10 protein-coding genes are annotated in these 15411 nt (G+C 70.9%); 8 read left to right on the forward strand and 2 right to left on the reverse strand.

Annotation, left to right across the window (positions count from 1 at the left end):
- Nucleotides 1-53: 53 nt before the first annotated feature.
- From QMF80_RS14120 to QMF80_RS14145, 6 genes are all read left to right on the forward strand, one after another.
- Nucleotides 54-1064: a LacI family DNA-binding transcriptional regulator gene (locus QMF80_RS14120; RefSeq protein WP_283453050.1), complete on the forward strand. Its 1011-nt coding sequence runs from the start codon at nt 54-56 to the stop codon at nt 1062-1064.
- A 221-nt stretch (nt 1065-1285) separates the two neighbouring features.
- Nucleotides 1286-2689 (forward strand): ABC transporter substrate-binding protein, encoded by a 1404-nt coding sequence (locus tag QMF80_RS14125; protein ID WP_283453052.1) that lies wholly within the window; start codon nt 1286-1288, stop codon nt 2687-2689.
- Between the two features lie 90 nt (nt 2690-2779).
- On the forward strand, nt 2780-3685 hold the full coding sequence (locus QMF80_RS14130) for a carbohydrate ABC transporter permease (RefSeq protein ID WP_283453053.1): 906 nt from the start codon (nt 2780-2782) through the stop codon (nt 3683-3685).
- Between the two features lie 105 nt (nt 3686-3790).
- Complete coding sequence (locus QMF80_RS14135) at nt 3791-4666, forward strand: carbohydrate ABC transporter permease (RefSeq protein WP_283453055.1); 876 nt, start codon at nt 3791-3793, stop codon at nt 4664-4666.
- Between the two features lie 89 nt (nt 4667-4755).
- The gene (locus tag QMF80_RS14140; protein ID WP_283453057.1) at nt 4756-6363 is read left to right on the forward strand and encodes a glycoside hydrolase family 13 protein; all 1608 of its coding nucleotides are present in this window, start codon (nt 4756-4758) and stop codon (nt 6361-6363) included.
- 142 nt (nt 6364-6505) lie between these two features.
- Entirely contained in the window at nt 6506-8902 is a 2397-nt protein-coding gene (locus QMF80_RS14145) for a discoidin domain-containing protein (protein WP_283453059.1), read from the forward strand.
- Between the two features lie 31 nt (nt 8903-8933).
- Here QMF80_RS14145 and QMF80_RS14150 read toward each other — a convergent pair whose 3' ends face one another.
- Nucleotides 8934-10196, reverse strand: a complete 1263-nt coding sequence (locus tag QMF80_RS14150; protein WP_283453061.1) for a citrate synthase — start codon at nt 10194-10196, stop codon at nt 8934-8936.
- Between the two features lie 70 nt (nt 10197-10266).
- On the opposite strand from QMF80_RS14150, the gene QMF80_RS14155 reads away from it, so the two are divergent.
- Complete coding sequence (locus QMF80_RS14155) at nt 10267-11460, forward strand: citrate synthase (protein ID WP_502962841.1); 1194 nt, start codon at nt 10267-10269, stop codon at nt 11458-11460.
- 24 nt (nt 11461-11484) lie between these two features.
- Nucleotides 11485-12612, forward strand: coding sequence for a CobW family GTP-binding protein (locus tag QMF80_RS14160; protein ID WP_283453063.1), 1128 nt, complete (start codon nt 11485-11487; stop codon nt 12610-12612).
- A gap of 179 nt (nt 12613-12791) precedes the next feature.
- Here QMF80_RS14160 and QMF80_RS14165 read toward each other — a convergent pair whose 3' ends face one another.
- Nucleotides 12792-15251 (reverse strand): DNA gyrase/topoisomerase IV subunit A, encoded by a 2460-nt coding sequence (locus QMF80_RS14165; protein WP_283453065.1) that lies wholly within the window; start codon nt 15249-15251, stop codon nt 12792-12794.
- Nucleotides 15252-15411 lie beyond the last annotated feature (160 nt).

Below are 15411 nucleotides of genomic sequence, written 5' to 3' on the forward strand. Positions count from 1 at the left end.
AGGGCCGAAGACTAGCGCAAGCGACTTGCGTCGTTTGCGCTAGTCTTGCGTTCATGACGCGACGACTTGCTCAGGTAGCCAAGAAGGTGGGAGTCAGCGAGGCAACGGTCAGCCGGGTGCTCAACGGCAAGCCGGGCGTCTCGGACGCGACCCGCCAGTCCGTACTCACGGCTCTCGACGTTCTCGGCTACGAGCGCCCCACCCAGCTGCGCGGCGAGCGCGCCCGGCTGGTGGGCCTGGTCCTGCCCGAACTCCAGAACCCCATCTTCCCGGCCTTCGCCGAGGTGATCGGCGGAGCCCTGGCCCAGCAGGGGCTGACCCCGGTGCTCTGCACCCAGACCACGGGCGGCGTCTCCGAGGCCGACTACGTCGACCTCCTGCTCCAGCAGCAAGTCTCCGGCGTGGTCTTCGCGGGCGGCCTCTTCGCCCAGGCCGACGCCCCGCACGACCACTACCGGCTGCTGGCCGACCGCAAGGTCCCGGTCGTGCTGATCAACGCTTCCATAGAGGATCTGGGCTTCCCCTGCGTGGCCTGCGACGACGCCGTCGCGGTCGAACAGGCCTGGCGCCACCTGGCGTCCCTCGGCCACGAGCGGATCGGTCTGGTGCTGGGTCCGCCCGACCACATGCCCTCGCTGCGCAAGCTCGTCGCCGCCCAGGCGGTGGCCGCGGCCGCCGGGACCGAGCTGCCCGCCGCCCACGTCGAGCGGGCGCTGTTCTCCCTGGAGGGCGGCCACGCGGCCGCCTCCCGGCTCCTGGACCGCGGGGTCACCGGAATCATCTGCGCGAGCGACCCGCTGGCCCTGGGGGCCGTACGGGCGGCCCGCCGCCGGGGTCTGGACGTGCCCCGCCAGGTCTCCGTGGTCGGTTACGACGACTCGGCCTTCATGAACTGCACGGAGCCGCCGCTGACCACCGTGCGCCAGCCCATCGAGGCCATGGGCCGGGCCGCCGTCGAGCTGCTGACCGCGCAGATCCAGGGGGCCGCCGTACAGCCCGGGGAGCTGCTCTTCGAGCCGGAGCTGGTGGTGCGCGGCTCCACCGCGCAGGCCCCGCGCGGGTAGAACCCCGCCGCCGACCCGCCCGCCGACCCGCCCGCAGGGCCCCCGTACGTCCACGTGACGTACAGGGGCCCTGTTTTTGCGTCCATGGACAGTCCGGAACGGTATCCACTGTCAATGTATTACGAAGTCTGCGCGAGATATTGCGTTCATCTGTGGCTGGTGGTTGAGTGTGCCGCGCTCGCCCCCACGCACTCCTGCTCGATGCTCGAAGGGGTCCACCGATGAGAAGCAACACCCGCCGCACCGTCGCGGCTGCCCTCGTCTCCGCGCTCGCCGTCACCGCCCTCGCGGCCTGCGGTACGAGCAGCAGCGGCGACGGCAAGGCGGACAAGGCGGCGCCCGGCGCGTCCGCCGACGCCTCCGCCCCGCTCGACCCGGACACCAAGGTCACCCTCTCGATCGACTGCATGCCGCCCGCCGCCAAGGCGGCGGAGCTGAAGGAGTGGAAGGAGGACATCGCGGCGTTCAAGAAGATCTACCCGAACGTCACGATCGACGGCCGTTCCACTCCCGGCCAGTGCCTGGAGCCGCCCCGGTTCACCGCGATGCTCAAGGGCAAGTCCCAGCCGGACGTGTTCTACACGTACTTCACGGACCTCCAGCAGGTGCTCGACAACGACGGGGTCGAGGACATCTCCGCCTACGTCACCGCGAAGTCGGTGCCCGCGATCGGTGACCTCGACAAGAACGTCATGGACATGCTCAAGAAGGACGGCAAGCTCTACGGCCTGCCGACCAGCAACTACACGATGGGCCTGCTGATCAACCGCAAGCTCTTCACCCAGGCGGGGCTCAACCCCGACACCCCGCCCCGTACCTGGGACGAGGTCCGCACGGCCGCCAAGAAGATCGCGACCCTCGGCAACGGCACCGCGGGCTTCGGCGAGTACAGCGTGGAGAACACCGGCGGCTGGCACTACACCGCCACCCTGTACGGCATGGGCGGCGACGTCGTGGGCTCCGACGGCAAGGCCGCCTTCAACAACCCCACGGGCCGCCAGATCGCCGACAACCTCAAGGCGATGCGCTGGACGGACGACAGCATGGGCAAGACCCAGCTGCTCAAGTGGGGTGACCTGCAGAAGCAGATGACCTCCGACAAGCTCGGCATGTTCATCGCCGCTCCGGACGACATCACGTACATGGTCCAGCAGCTCGGTGCGAAGTACGAGAACTTCGGGATGGGCCCGCTGCCCGGCGGCGCGTCCACCCTCTCGGGCGGCAACGCCTACATGGTCAAGAAGGGCAGCTCGCCCGACAAGGTCAAGGCGGCCATCGCCTGGCTGAACTTCAAGACCCTCACGGTCGGCAAGGGCCAGTTCGACTTCGCGCGCAGCAAGGCCGACGGCCTCCCCGTCGGCCTCCCGCAGCCCGCCTTCTTCACCGGCGCCTCCCGGGAGCAGAGCGACGCGCTGAAGACCGCGAGCGCCACGATGCCGGTCGCCAACTTCAAGCCCTTCCTGGACAATCCGGTCCCGCCGAAGGCCGAGCCCGCCAAGGCCCAAGAGGTCTACAAGGTGCTCGACAAGGTGATGTCGGGCGTCCTCACCAACAAGGACGCCGACCCCGCGCAGCTCCTCGGCGATGCTGAGAAGGCGGTCAACCAGGTACTGGGCAACCAGTAGGGCACCGGGCGGGTCCGGCGCACCTCCCCGGCCCGGTCCCGCCCGCTCCGCCCCACCCCGTTCCGACCTGCGAGCCACCAAGGAGCGGCGATGTCGGCCCCCACCCTGCCCGGATCCCGAGAGGCCTTCGTCCGGGCGTTCAAGCGGAACGTCTCCGCGCACGGATTTCTGATCGGCGCGGTCATCTGCTTCGCCTTCTTCTCCTGGTACCCGATGGTCCGGGAGTTTCTACTGGCCTTCCAGAAGACCGAGAACGGCGCCACCAGCTGGGCCGGTCTCGACAATTTCCGCTACATCTTCAACGACCCGAGTTTCTGGCAGGCCTGGCGCAACACCCTGCTGTTCACGGGTCTCGCGCTGATCTTCGGGTTCGTGGTCCCGTTCTTCATCGCGATCGTGCTCAACGAATTCCGCCACGCGCAAGGGTATTTGCGGCTGCTCGTCTACCTTCCGGTGATGATGCCGCCGGTCGCCTCGGTGCTGCTCTTCAAATATTTCTACGATCCGGGCTACGGCCTCTTCAACCGGATCCTGGTCTTCCTGCACGTGCCCGCCCAGGACTGGCTCCAGTCCACCGACACCGCGATGCTCTCCGTTGTCCTCGCCGCCACCTGGATGAACATGGGCGGCGCGACCCTGATCTACCTGGCCGCCCTCCAGGGCATCCCGGGCGAGCTGTACGAGGCCGCCGAACTCGACGGTGCGGGCCTGCTCCGCAAGATCTGGCACATCACCGTTCCGCAGACCAAGCTCATCCTCTCGCTGATGCTGCTCATGCAGATCATCGCGACGATGCAGGTGTTCGTGGAGCCGTTCCTGCTCACCGGCGGCGCCGGACCCGAGGGCTCCACGACCACCGTCGTCGTCCTCATCTACCAGTACGCCTTCAACTTCAACCAGTACGGCGGCGCCTCGGCCCTCGGCCTGTGCCTGCTCGTGCTGCTCGCGGGCTTCTCCGCGGTGTACGTCCGGCTCAGCCGCGACAACGAGAGCTGACCCGGGAGACCGACCGGTGCACCTGACCGGGGAACCCGCCCGTGAACCCGACCCGGGCCACCGACCCGAGAAACCGACACGAGAGCCGACCGGAGCACGGAAATCATGGCAGAGCGCACGCTGATCTCCCCGGCCCAGCTGGGCCGGACCCGGGGGAAGGTCCTCTACTGGACGGTCTTCGTCCTGGTCGTGGCCGGCTTCACCCTCGTCTTCCTCGGCCCCCTCTACTGGATGGTGGCCAACGGCCTCAAGAGCACCGAGGAGTTCGCCAAGGTCCCGCCCACCCTGGTGCCGGGCTCCCTGCACACCGCCAACTACAGCAGCGCCTGGAAGGTCATGGACCTGGCCAAGCTGCTCTTCAACACCCTCTACTACTCGTTCGGCGCGCTGGCCTTCCAGCTGGTCCTCGACGTCGCCGCCGCCTACTCGCTGTCCCGGCTCCGCCCGGTCTTCGGCAAGGCCGTCCTCGGGATGATGCTGGCGACGCTGATGATCCCGGCCACCGTGCTCGTCGTACCGCAGTACCTGACCGTCCTGGACATGCCGATCATCCAGCGGAACCTGCTCAACACGCCCTGGGTGATCTGGCTGCCGTCCGTGACGAACGCCTTCAACATCTTCCTGCTGAAACGCTTCTTCGACTCGATCCCGCAGGAGATCCTCGACGCCGCCTCCATCGACGGCGCGAGCGCCCTGCGCAGCCTGCGCTCCGTCGTCCTGCCGATGTCCCGCCCCATCCTCGGAGTCGTGTCCATCTTCGCGATCGTCGGCGTCTGGAAGGACTTCCTCTGGCCGATGCTCACCCTGCCGGACCCGGCCCTGCAGACGCTCAACGTAGGCATCTACTCGCTGTCGACCGGAGTGCCCGAGAACCATCTGATCGCGGCGCTCGCCATGGCCTGCGCACCCACGCTCATCGTGTTCCTGATCTTCCAGCGCAACATCATGAGCGGCCTCACGGCGGGCTCGCTCAAGGGCTGACCACCCGGATCCCCGGCCCGGACCTCCCGGCACCACCCCGGGCCGCACGGCCGCCGTCCGCATCGCCACTTGTGAAAGGACCACCCCTCGTGGCCGACTTTCCCCTGCCCGCAGCCGCCGCCGACTGGTGGCGCAGCGCGGCGATCTACCAGGTGTACCCGCGCAGCTTCGCCGACGGCGACGGCGACGGCACCGGCGATCTCGCGGGTGTCCGCGCCAAACTGCCCTACCTCGCCGAACTCGGGGTCGACGCACTGTGGTTCACGCCCTGGTACCTGTCACCGCTCGCCGACGGCGGCTACGACGTGGCCGACTACCGGACCATCGACCCCGCCTTCGGCACCCTCGACGAGGCCGAGAAGCTGATCGCCGAGGCCACCGGCCTGGGCATCCGCACCATCGTCGACATCGTCCCGAACCACGTGTCCGACCAGCACGCGTGGTTCCGGGCCGCCCTCGCCGCCGGACCCGGCAGCCCCGAGCGTGAGGTCTTCCACTTCCGGCCCGGCCGCGGCGAGCACGGCGAACTGCCGCCGGGCGACTGGCCCTCGCAGTTCGCCGGGGCGACGACCTGGACGCGGGTACCGGACGGGGAGTGGTACCTGCACCTGTTCACCCCCGAGCAGCCCGACCTCAACTGGGCCCATCCCGAAGTCCGCCGCGAACACGAAGAGGTCCTGCACTTCTGGTTCGAACGCGGGGTGGCGGGCGTACGGATCGACTCCGCGGCCCTGCTGGCCAAGGACCCGGCGCTGCCCGACCTGGCCGGCCGCCCCGGCGAGCCCTGGCCGGGGGAGGTCCACCCCTACATCGACCGGGACGAACTGCACGGCGTCTACCGCTCCTGGCGGGCCATCGCCGACGCGTACGACGCCATCTTCGTCGGCGAGGTGTGGCTGCCGGACTCCGAGCGCTTCGCCCGCTACCTGCGCCCCGACGAGCTGCACACCGCCTTCAACTTCTCGTTCCTGAGCTGCCCCTGGGACCCCGCCCGGCTGCGGACCGCCATCGAGGAGACCCTCGCCGAACACGCCCCGGTCGGCGCCCCCGCCACCTGGGTCCTGTGCAATCACGACGTGACGCGCACGGTGACGCGGTACGGGCGCCAGGACACCGGGTTCGATTTCGCCGCCAAGGTCTTCGGCACGCCCACCGACCTGGCCCTGGGCACCCGCCGGGCGCGCGCCGCGGCCCTGCTGACCCTGGCCCTGCCGGGCGCGGTGTACGTGTACCAGGGGGAGGAGCTGGGCCTTCCGGAAGCGGACATCCCGCTCGACCGGATCCAGGACCCCATGCACTTCCGCTCCGGCGGCCGGGACCCCGGCCGGGACGGCTGCCGGGTCCCGCTGCCCTGGACGGCCGAGCCCTGGCAGGACCCCTGGCTGCCCCAGCCGGCCGACTGGGCGGCGTACGCGGCCGACGGTCAGGCCGCGGACCCCCGGTCGATGCTCACCCTCTACCGTCGCGCCCTCGGCCTGCGCCGGGCCGCGCGCGGTTTCGGCGGGGGCGCGCTGGAGTGGCTGCACGCGCCGGACGGGGTACTGGCCTTCGCCCGCCCCGACGGCCTGGTCTGCGTGGTCAACCTGTCCGACGAGCCGGTGCCCCTGCCCGGCCACACCGGTCTCCTGCTGAGCAGCGCCCCGTTGTCAGACGCGGGGCTGCTTCCGCAGGACACGGCGGCCTGGCTGCGGACCTGACGCCGTAGCCGGGCCGCCGGAACCATCCGTACGCCGACACCTGTACGCCGACACCCCTGTACGCCGGTCCATTCGTCGGCCGATCCGTCCGTCCGCCCCCTCATAGCCGCCGTGCACGTCCCCCGCATGGAGAGGTCCCCTCATGAGCCCAGCACGAGGCAGGCCGACCAGGCCCGCCCTGTTCGCCGCCCTGGCCGCCGCGATCCTCGCCGCCGCCGCCCTGCCCGTCCTCACGGCCGCTACCCCGGCCGCCGCCGCCCCGCCCGCCGCGCTGTCGCCCCTGGAGGTCCCGGGGCGCGGGGCGAGCGTCCCCTTCACCGAGCAGGAGGCGGAGCAGGCGGCCACCACCGGCTCGGTCATCGGCCCCGACCGCACCTACACGACCCTGCCCGCCGAGGCTTCCGGCCGCAGCGCCGTCCGGCTGGACGCGGCGGGGGAGTACGTCGAGTTCACCCTGGCCAAACCGGCCAACGCGATGAACGTGCGCTACTCCGTCCCCGACAACGCGGCCGGTACGGGCATCACCGCGCCCGTGGAACTGAAGCTGGACGGTACCAAGCTGAAGGACCTCGACTTCACCTCGAAGTGCAGCTGGTACTACGGCAGTTACCCCTTCACCAACCAGCCCGGCGAGAAGCCCCACCACTTCTACGAGGAGACCCGGACCCTCTTCGGCACGACCCTCCCGGCGGGTTCGAAGGTCCGGCTCACCCTGGCCGCGACCTCGGCCACCCCCTGGGCGGTGGTGGACCTGGCCGACTTCGAGCAGGTCGCGGGCCCGGCCACCCGGCCCGCGGGCTCGCTCTCGGTGACCGACTTCGGGGCGGACCCGAACGGCTCGGCCGACTCCACGGGAGCGTTCCAGCAGGCCGTGGACGCGGGAGCGGCGCAGTCGAAGGAGGTGTGGATCCCGCAGGGCGCCTTCAAGCTCACCGACCACGTGGTCGTCGACAAGGTGACCCTGCGCGGCGCCGGACCCTGGTACTCCGTACTCACCGGCCGCAGCGCCACCGACCGCAACCGGGCCGCCGGGATCTACGGCAAGTACGCGCGCGGAGGCGGCTACGGCGGCCAGATACGCCCGTACGAGGACGACGGTCCCAGCCGCAACGTCACGCTCAAGGACTTCGCGATCATCGGCGAGATCGGTGACCGCGTGGACGACGACCAGGTCAACGCGATCGGCGGCGCGATGACGGACTCCGTCGTCGACGACGTCTGGATGCAGCGGACCAAGGTCGGGGCCTGGATGGACGGCCCCATGGACAACTTCCACATCAGGAACAGCCGGATCCTCGACCAGAGCGCGGACGGGGTGAACTTCCACTGGGGCGTCACCAACTCCTCGGTGGAGAACACCTTCCTGCGCAACACCGGTGACGACGGGCTGGCCATGTGGGCCGACACCAAGGTGAACGTCGGGAACTCCTTCAGCCACAACACCGTGGTGGCGCCGATCCTCGCCAACAACATCGCGGTCTACGGCGGCAAGGACATCAGCGTCACCGACAACGTGGCCGCCGAGACCCTGACCAACGGCGGCGGACTGCACGTCGGCAACCGCTACCCCGGAGTCACCGCGGGCCAGGGCACCGATGTCCAGGGCACCTTCACCCTCGCCCGCAACACGCTGATCCGGACCGGGAACACGGACTACGGCTGGAACTTCCCGATCGGAGCCGTCTGGTTCGACAGCCGCAACAGCGCGATCGACAAGGCCGTCATCAACGTGACCGACAGCGACATCCTGGACAGCTCCTACGCGGCGGTCCACTTCGTGTCCGGGACCACCAAGGGCGTCCACTTCGACAACGTCAACATCGACAAGACGGGAACCTTCGCCCTCCAGTTCAACGATCCCGCCGAACTGTCGATGACGAACGTCAAGGCCACCCGGATCGGTTTCGGGGAGCCGGTCTACAGCTGCCTCGGCGCGCAGCTGAAGCTCACCCAGGGAACCGGGAACTCCGGCTGGAACACCAAACTGCCCGCCACCTACTGCGGGCCGTTCCCGCCCGCCAACGACCAGCCGGGACCGGACCCGACCCCGACGCCCACCCCGACTCCGACCCCCACGCCGACTCCGACGCCAACCCCGACTCCGACCGTGGACCCGGCGCGCAACCTCGCGCGGGGACGGCCCGTGAGCGAGACCTCGCACACCCAGGTCTACGACGCGGCCAGGGCCGTCGACGGTGACCCGGGCAGCTACTGGGAGAGCGCCAACAACGCCTTCCCGCAGTCCCTCACGGTCGACCTCGGCGCCACCGCGTACATCAGGCGCGTCGTCCTCAAGCTGCCGCCGCCCGCCGCCTGGGGAGCCCGTACCCAGACCGTCGCGGTCCTCGGCAGCGCCGACGGAACGGCCTTCACCACCCTCGTGGGCGCGCAGGGCTACCACTTCGACCCGGCCACCGGCAACCAGGTGACCATCGCCCTCCCCGCGGGCACCGACGTACGCCACCTGCGGGTGACCGTCACCGGCAACACCGGCTGGCCCGCGGGCCAGATCGGTGAGTTCGAGGCCTACGCGGGCTGACCCCCCGCCGATCGCCGCTGCACCCCGCCCGTCACGGCATCGGCTGTGGCGGGCGGGGTCCGTGGTACAGCCCGCTCGGGCGCATCCGCAGCGGCCGCTCCTGGTACTCCTCCAGCGCGTGCGCGATCCAGCCCGCCGTACGGGCCACCGCGAACACGCTCTCCCCGGCCTCCGCGGGCATCCCGCAGGACACCGTCAGCACGGCCAGCGCCAGATCGACGTTCGCGTGCAGCCCGGGCCGCCGGGCCGCCGCGGTGGCGACCACGTCCCGGGCGGCCGCGAGCGCGGGCCCGGCCTGCGGCAGCTCCTCCAGCCGGGCGAACAGCGCCGTGGCCCGCGGATCCTCGCCCCGGTAGAGCCGGTGGCCGAGCCCCGGCACCCGGCGCCCGGCCCGCAGGTGGTCGGCGACCACGGGCGCGGCCCCGCCCCCTTCGACCACCTCCAGCAGCATCCGGTGCGCGAGCCGCCCGGCCGCCCCGTGCAGCGGGCCCTCGAGAGCGCCGAGCCCGGCCGACACCACCGCGTACGGATGGGCCCGCGCCGAGGCCGCCACCCGTACCGCCAGCGTCGAGGCGGCCAGATCGTGGTCGATGAGCAGGGCCAGCGCCAGATCGAGCACGTCCAGCGCGAGCGGATCCGCCTCCCGCGCGGTCAGCCTGCTCCACAGCCGCCAGGCCAGCGGTCCGGTCCCGCGGTGGGCCTGCCCGACCACCGGCAGGGCGCCGACCAGCGTGGGGATCAAGCAGCGCGCCGAGCCGAGCACGGCCTCCTCGGACAGGTCGAAGCGCAGCGGGTCGGCCACGGCGGCGGCGGCCGTCGCCACCCGCAGCCGGTCCAGGGGTCCGCTGTGCTCCGGCAGGGCCGCCACCGGCCGCCGGGCGGCGGCCAGCATCGCCGCTGGGGCCTCGAACCGGATCCCGGGGCTCAGGACGCCGGTCCAGAGCCAGTCGGCGACCTCCTCGTAGGAGTGCCGGGCGGCCAGTTCGGTGGCGTCGACGCCCCGGTACCAGTAGCGGTCGCCCTCGATCAGGGTGATGCCGGTGCGGACGGCGAGTTCGCCGCCGGAGGCCGCCGCCGGGAGAGCGGCCTCGCGGCGGGTGCGGCGCGCCAGTTCCTCGACCTCGTGGGCGGCGAAGCTGCTGCCCCGGCCGACGGGGTCGCGGCGGCTGGTGAGCTGGCCCCGGCTGACGTAGGCGTAGACCGTCGCCGGTTTCACGCCGAGCAGTTCGGCGGCCTGCCGGGTGGTCAGCCGTCGTTCGTCGCGCTGTGGTTGATCGGGGGCCTCGTGGTCCATGCATCCCAGCCTACATATATTGATGCGATCAACATTGACAGCGATTGGATCCATCATGGATGGTCGATCCATGGACATCAACGTCAGCATGACCGCAGACGCCGCCACCGCGGCCGCGGACACCGTCACCGAGGTACCCCGCGGACTCGCCGGAGTCGTCGTCACCGAGACCGCACTCGGCGACGTCCGGGGCCGCGAGGGCTTCTACCACTACCGCCAGTACTCGGCCGTCGACCTCGCCACCGAGCGCGGCTTCGAGGACGTCTGGCACCTGATGTTCCGCGGCGCCCTGCCCGGCCCCGCCGAACGCGCCGCCTTCGCCGCCGAACTGGCCCCGCTGCGCCACCTGCCCGCCGACGTCCGCGACGCCCTCCCCGCCCTGGCCCGGGCCACCGCGCTCTCCGGCCCCCTCGCGGGCCTGCGCACCGCGCTCTCCCTGCTCGGCGCCTCCGCCGGCTTCCGCCCCGTCTACGACCTCAGCCCCGAGCGGCGGGCCGCCGACGCGCTGTCCGCCTGCGCCGCCGTACCCACCCTGCTCACCGCGCTGCACCGGCTCGGCCGGGGGCTGGCCCCGGTGGAACCCCGCGACGACCTCCCCTACGCCGCCAACTACCTGTACATGCTGACCGGCGAGGAGCCCGACCCGGTCCGCGCCCGCGCGGTCGAGCGCTATCTGATCTCGACCATCGACCACGGGTTCAACGCCTCGACCTTCACCGCCCGGGTCATCGCCTCCACCGGAGCCGACGTCGTCGCCTGCCTCACCGGGGCGATCGGCGCACTGTCCGGCCCGCTGCACGGCGGCGCCCCCAGCCGGGCCCTGGACACCCTGGACGCCATCGGCACCGCGGACCGGATCGATCCGTGGATCCGCGCACGGGTCCTGGCGGGGGAGCGGATCATGGGCTTCGGCCACCCCGTGTACCGCACCGAGGACCCGCGCTCACGCATGCTGCGCGAGATCGCGCTGGGCTTCGGCGGCCCGTTCGTGGACTTCGCCGTCGAGGTCGAGCGGCACGTCGAGGAGATCCTCGCCGAGCTGAAGCCGGGCCGCGAACTCCACACCAACGTCGAGTTCTACGCCGGTGTGGTCATGGAACTGTGCGGGCTGCCCCGCGAGATGTTCACGCCCACGTTCTGCGCGGCGCGCGTGGTCGGCTGGAGCGCGAACGTCCTGGAGCAGGCCGCCGATACGAAGATCATCCGGCCCGCCGCCCGCTACGTCGGCCCGGTCCCGCCCCAGCCCGTGCCCCCGCTCGGCTGACCCGTACGCCCTACCATCGACGGGATGAGCACCAGCCAGCCCCAGCCCGAGCCGTCCCGCGTCCCCCGGCGGACCGGGCAGCCGATTCCCGTCGTCGTCCTCGCCGGATTCCTCGGATCCGGCAAGACCACCCTGCTCAACCACCTGCTCGCCCATCGTGCGGGCACCCGTGTCGGGGTGGTCGTCAATGACTTCGGCTCGATCGAGATCGATGCGATGTCCGTCGCCGGGCAGGTCGGCGACTCGATGGTCTCCCTCGGCGGAGGCTGCCTGTGCTGCGCGGTGGACGGCAGCGAGCTGGACGCGTACCTGGCCAAGCTCTCGGATCCCGTCCACCGCATCGACGTGATCGTCATCGAGGCGAGCGGGCTGGCCGAGCCGCAGGAGATGATCCGGATGCTGGTGGCCAGCGAGAACCCGGACGTCCGCTACGGCGGCATGGTCGAGGTCGTCGACGCCGCCGAGTTCGACGCCACCCGCCGCGCGCACCCCGAGACCGACCGTCACCTCGCCGTCGCCGACCTCGTCGTCCTGAACAAGACCGACCGGGTGGACGCCGCCGAGCGGGCCAGGATCGAGACGGAACTCGGCGCGCTCTCCCCCGGGATCCCGCTCGTCACCGCCGACCACGGCAGGATCGACCCGGAGCTGCTCTTCGACCGCCGCCCCTGGACCGAGACCCGCGGCCAGCTGTCCTTCGAGGACCTGCTGACGGGGGCGGCCGAGGACACCGAGGACCACAGCGGTCACGCCCACACCCGCTACGAGACCACCGAGTTCGTCACGGACGGGGCGCTCGCGCCGCGCCGCTTCGTCGAGTTCCTCGACAGCCGCCCGGCCGGGCTCTACCGGATCAAGGGATTCGTGTACTTCGGCGTGCCCGGCCACGAGGAGAAGTACGAGGTCCACGCGGTCGGCCGGTTCCTGCGCTTCGCCCCGCTGCCCTGGGCCCGCGCCGAACCCCGGCGCACCCAGCTCGTCCTGATCGGCAGCGGAACCGACGGCCCCGCCCTGCTGCGCGCCCTGGAGGCGTGCCGCGAGCCCGCACCGCGGGACGCCCGCCCCGAGAGCATGTGGGGCGTCCTGCGGTACGTCCGCCAAGAGGCGGAGAGCAGCGACGGGACCGGAGTCCCGGCCGCGCCGTATTCCTAGTGCCTCGTCAGGCGACGTTCGCCCCGTAGCGACGTCCCGCTCGCACTCTCGCCGCACCGGCCGGAAGCCCACGTACGTCCAGTCCAAGGGCTTCCGGCCGGCCCGCCGAGAGCACGCACCGGACGCCGCTCCTCAACGGGGCAAACGTTGCCTGACGCGGCACTAGTGCCGTGACCGCACTAGAGCACCGCTCCGGCCAGCGCGGTCACCGTCGCCGGAAGCGGGATGCCCGAGCCGTCGCGGCGCGGGTCCGGCACCGGCAGTTCGGCCGGAGCGCCGTTCGCCCCCGCCGCCCGGGCCGGGGATCCGCCCGCCCAGGCCAGCACCAGCACGTCCTCGCCCTTCAGGAAGCGCTGGCAGCGCACCCCGCCGGTGGCCCGGCCCTTGCGCGGGTACTGGTCGAACGGCGTGAGCTTGCCCGACCGCACCGAATCGTCCAGGGTGCCGTGCGAACCGGCCACCGTGAACACCACCGCGTCGCCCGCCGGGTCCACCGCCGAGAAGTGGATCACCTTGGCGTTGTCCGTGAGCTTGATGCCCGCCATACCGGCCGCCGGGCGGCCCTGCGGACGGACCTGTCCCGCCGGATACCGCAGCAGCTGGGCGTCGTCGGTGATGAAGACCAGGTCTTCCTCGCCCGTGCGCAGCTCGACCGCGCCGACGATCCGGTCACCGTCCTTGAGGGTGATGACCTCCAGCTCGTCCTTGTTCGCCGGATAGTCCGGCACGACCCGCTTGACCACGCCCTGCTCGGTACCGATCGCCAGACCCTGTGAGGACTCGTCCAGCGAGATCAGGCAGACCACCGACTCCTCCGCCTCCAGCCCGGAGACGAACTCCGTGACCGGGGCCCCGCCCGCCAGGTTCGGCGCCGCGTGCGTGTCCGGCAGCTGCGGCAGGTCGATCACCGCGAGCCGCAGCAGCCGCCCGGCCGAGGTCACCACGCCCACATCGGCCCGCGCGGTCGCCGCGACCTGCGAGACGACCAGGTCGTGCTTGGCGCGCGCCCCGCCCTCCTCGGCGACCGCGAGGGGATCGCCGTTCGCTGTACGGGCCAGCAGGCCGGTCGAGGACAGAAGCACCCGGCACGGGTCGTCCGCGACCTCAAGCGGCACCGCCGCCACAGCGGAACCCGCCGACTCCAGCAGCACCGTGCGCCGCTCGGTGCCGAACTTCTTCGCGACCGCGGCCAGTTCGTTGGAGACCATCTTGCGCAGCTCGGAGTCCGAGTCCAGGATCCCGGTCAGTTCGTCGATCTCGCCGTTGAGGCGGTCCTGCTCGGTCTCCAGCTCCAGCCGGTCGAACTTGGTCAGGCGGCGCAGCGGGGTGTCCAGGATGTACTGGGTCTGGATCTCGCTCAGCGAGAACCGCTCGATCAGCCGGGCCTTGGCCTGCGCGGAGTTCTCGCTGTCGCGGATCAGCCGGATGACCTCGTCGATGTCGATGAGGGCCACCAGCAGGCCCTCGACGAGGTGCAGCCGGTCGCGCCGCTTGGTGCGGCGGAACTCGCTGCGGCGGCGCACGACCTCGAAGCGGTGGTCGAGGTAGACCTCCAGCAGCTCCTTGAGGCCCAGCGTCAGCGGCTGGCCGTCCACCAGGGCGACGTTGTTGATGCCGAAGGACTCCTCCATCGGCGTCAGCTTGTAGAGCTGCTCGAGCACGGCCTCGGGGTGGAAGCCGTTCTTGATCTCGATGACCAGACGCAGACCGTGCGAGCGGTCCGTGAGGTCCTTCACGTCGGCGATGCCCTGGAGCTTCTTCGAACCGACCAGGTCCTTGATCTTCGCGATGACCTTCTCGGGACCGACCGCGAAGGGCAGTTCGGTGACGACCAGCCCCTTGCGGCGGGCCGTCACGTTGTCCACGGACACCGTCGCGCGGATCCGGAAGGTGCCCCGCCCCTTCTCGTACGCGTCCTTGATGCCGGACAGGCCCACGATGCGGCCGCCGGTCGGCAGGTCCGGACCCGGGACGAAGCGCATCAGCGCCTCGAGGTCGGCCTCCGGGTAGCGGATCAGGTGCCGGGCGGCGGCGATGACCTCGCCCAGGTTGTGCGGGGGCATGTTGGTGGCCATACCGACCGCGATCCCCGAAGCGCCGTTGACCAGCAGGTTCGGATACGCCGCCGGCAGCACGCCGGGTTCGAGCTCCTGGCCGTCGTAGTTCGGAGCGAAGTCGACGGTGTCCTCGTCGATGGACTCCGTCATGAGCGAGGCGGCGTCGGCCATCTTGGACTCGGTGTACCGCATGGCGGCGGGCGGGTCGTCGTTGCCGAGCGAACCGAAGTTGCCGTGGCCGTCGACCAGCGGCAGGCGCATCGAGAAGGGCTGGGCCATGCGCACGAGGGCGTCGTAGATCGACGCGTCACCGTGCGGGTGGAGCTTGCCCATGACCTCGCCGACGACGCGCGCGCACTTGACGTAGCCGCGGTCGGGGCGCAGGCCCATCTCGTTCATCTGGTACACGATGCGCCGGTGTACCGGCTTCATGCCGTCGCGGGCGTCGGGCAGGGCGCGGGAGTAGATCACCGAGTACGCGTACTCGAGGAAGGAGCCCTGCATTTCGTCGACGACGTCGATGTCGAGGATCTTCTCCTCGAAATCCTCCGGCGGCGGGGTCTTCGTGCTGCGGCGGGCCATCGCTGCGCGGCTCCTTAACCATGGTGATGGGGGCTGGGTCTGACGCGGACCATTGTGGCCCGAGGCACCGACAACGCCGACTCCGACCCAGGAGTGACCCGGGAACTTCTCCAGGGGCCGACGCGCTTGCATACAGTGACAGGTCTGACAGGAATCTCTG

It is taken from the genome of Streptomyces sp. G-G2 (genome assembly GCF_030063135.1).
In the GTDB taxonomy this organism is placed as follows: domain Bacteria; phylum Actinomycetota; class Actinomycetes; order Streptomycetales; family Streptomycetaceae; genus Streptomyces.

Coding starts and splice junctions, on each gene's coding strand:
- QMF80_RS14120 (WP_283453050.1), top strand. CDS start 54: ATGACGCGACGACTTGCTCAGGTAGCCAAGAAGGTGGGAGTCAGCGAG.
- QMF80_RS14125 (WP_283453052.1), top strand. CDS start 1,286: ATGAGAAGCAACACCCGCCGCACCGTCGCGGCTGCCCTCGTCTCCGCG.
- QMF80_RS14130 (WP_283453053.1), top strand. CDS start 2,780: ATGTCGGCCCCCACCCTGCCCGGATCCCGAGAGGCCTTCGTCCGGGCG.
- QMF80_RS14135 (WP_283453055.1), top strand. CDS start 3,791: ATGGCAGAGCGCACGCTGATCTCCCCGGCCCAGCTGGGCCGGACCCGG.
- QMF80_RS14145 (WP_283453059.1), top strand. CDS start 6,506: ATGAGCCCAGCACGAGGCAGGCCGACCAGGCCCGCCCTGTTCGCCGCC.
- QMF80_RS14150 (WP_283453061.1), bottom strand. CDS start 10,196: ATGGACCACGAGGCCCCCGATCAACCACAGCGCGACGAACGACGGCTG.
- QMF80_RS14155 (WP_502962841.1), top strand. CDS start 10,267: ATGGACATCAACGTCAGCATGACCGCAGACGCCGCCACCGCGGCCGCG.
- QMF80_RS14160 (WP_283453063.1), top strand. CDS start 11,485: ATGAGCACCAGCCAGCCCCAGCCCGAGCCGTCCCGCGTCCCCCGGCGG.
- QMF80_RS14165 (WP_283453065.1), bottom strand. CDS start 15,251: ATGGCCCGCCGCAGCACGAAGACCCCGCCGCCGGAGGATTTCGAGGAG.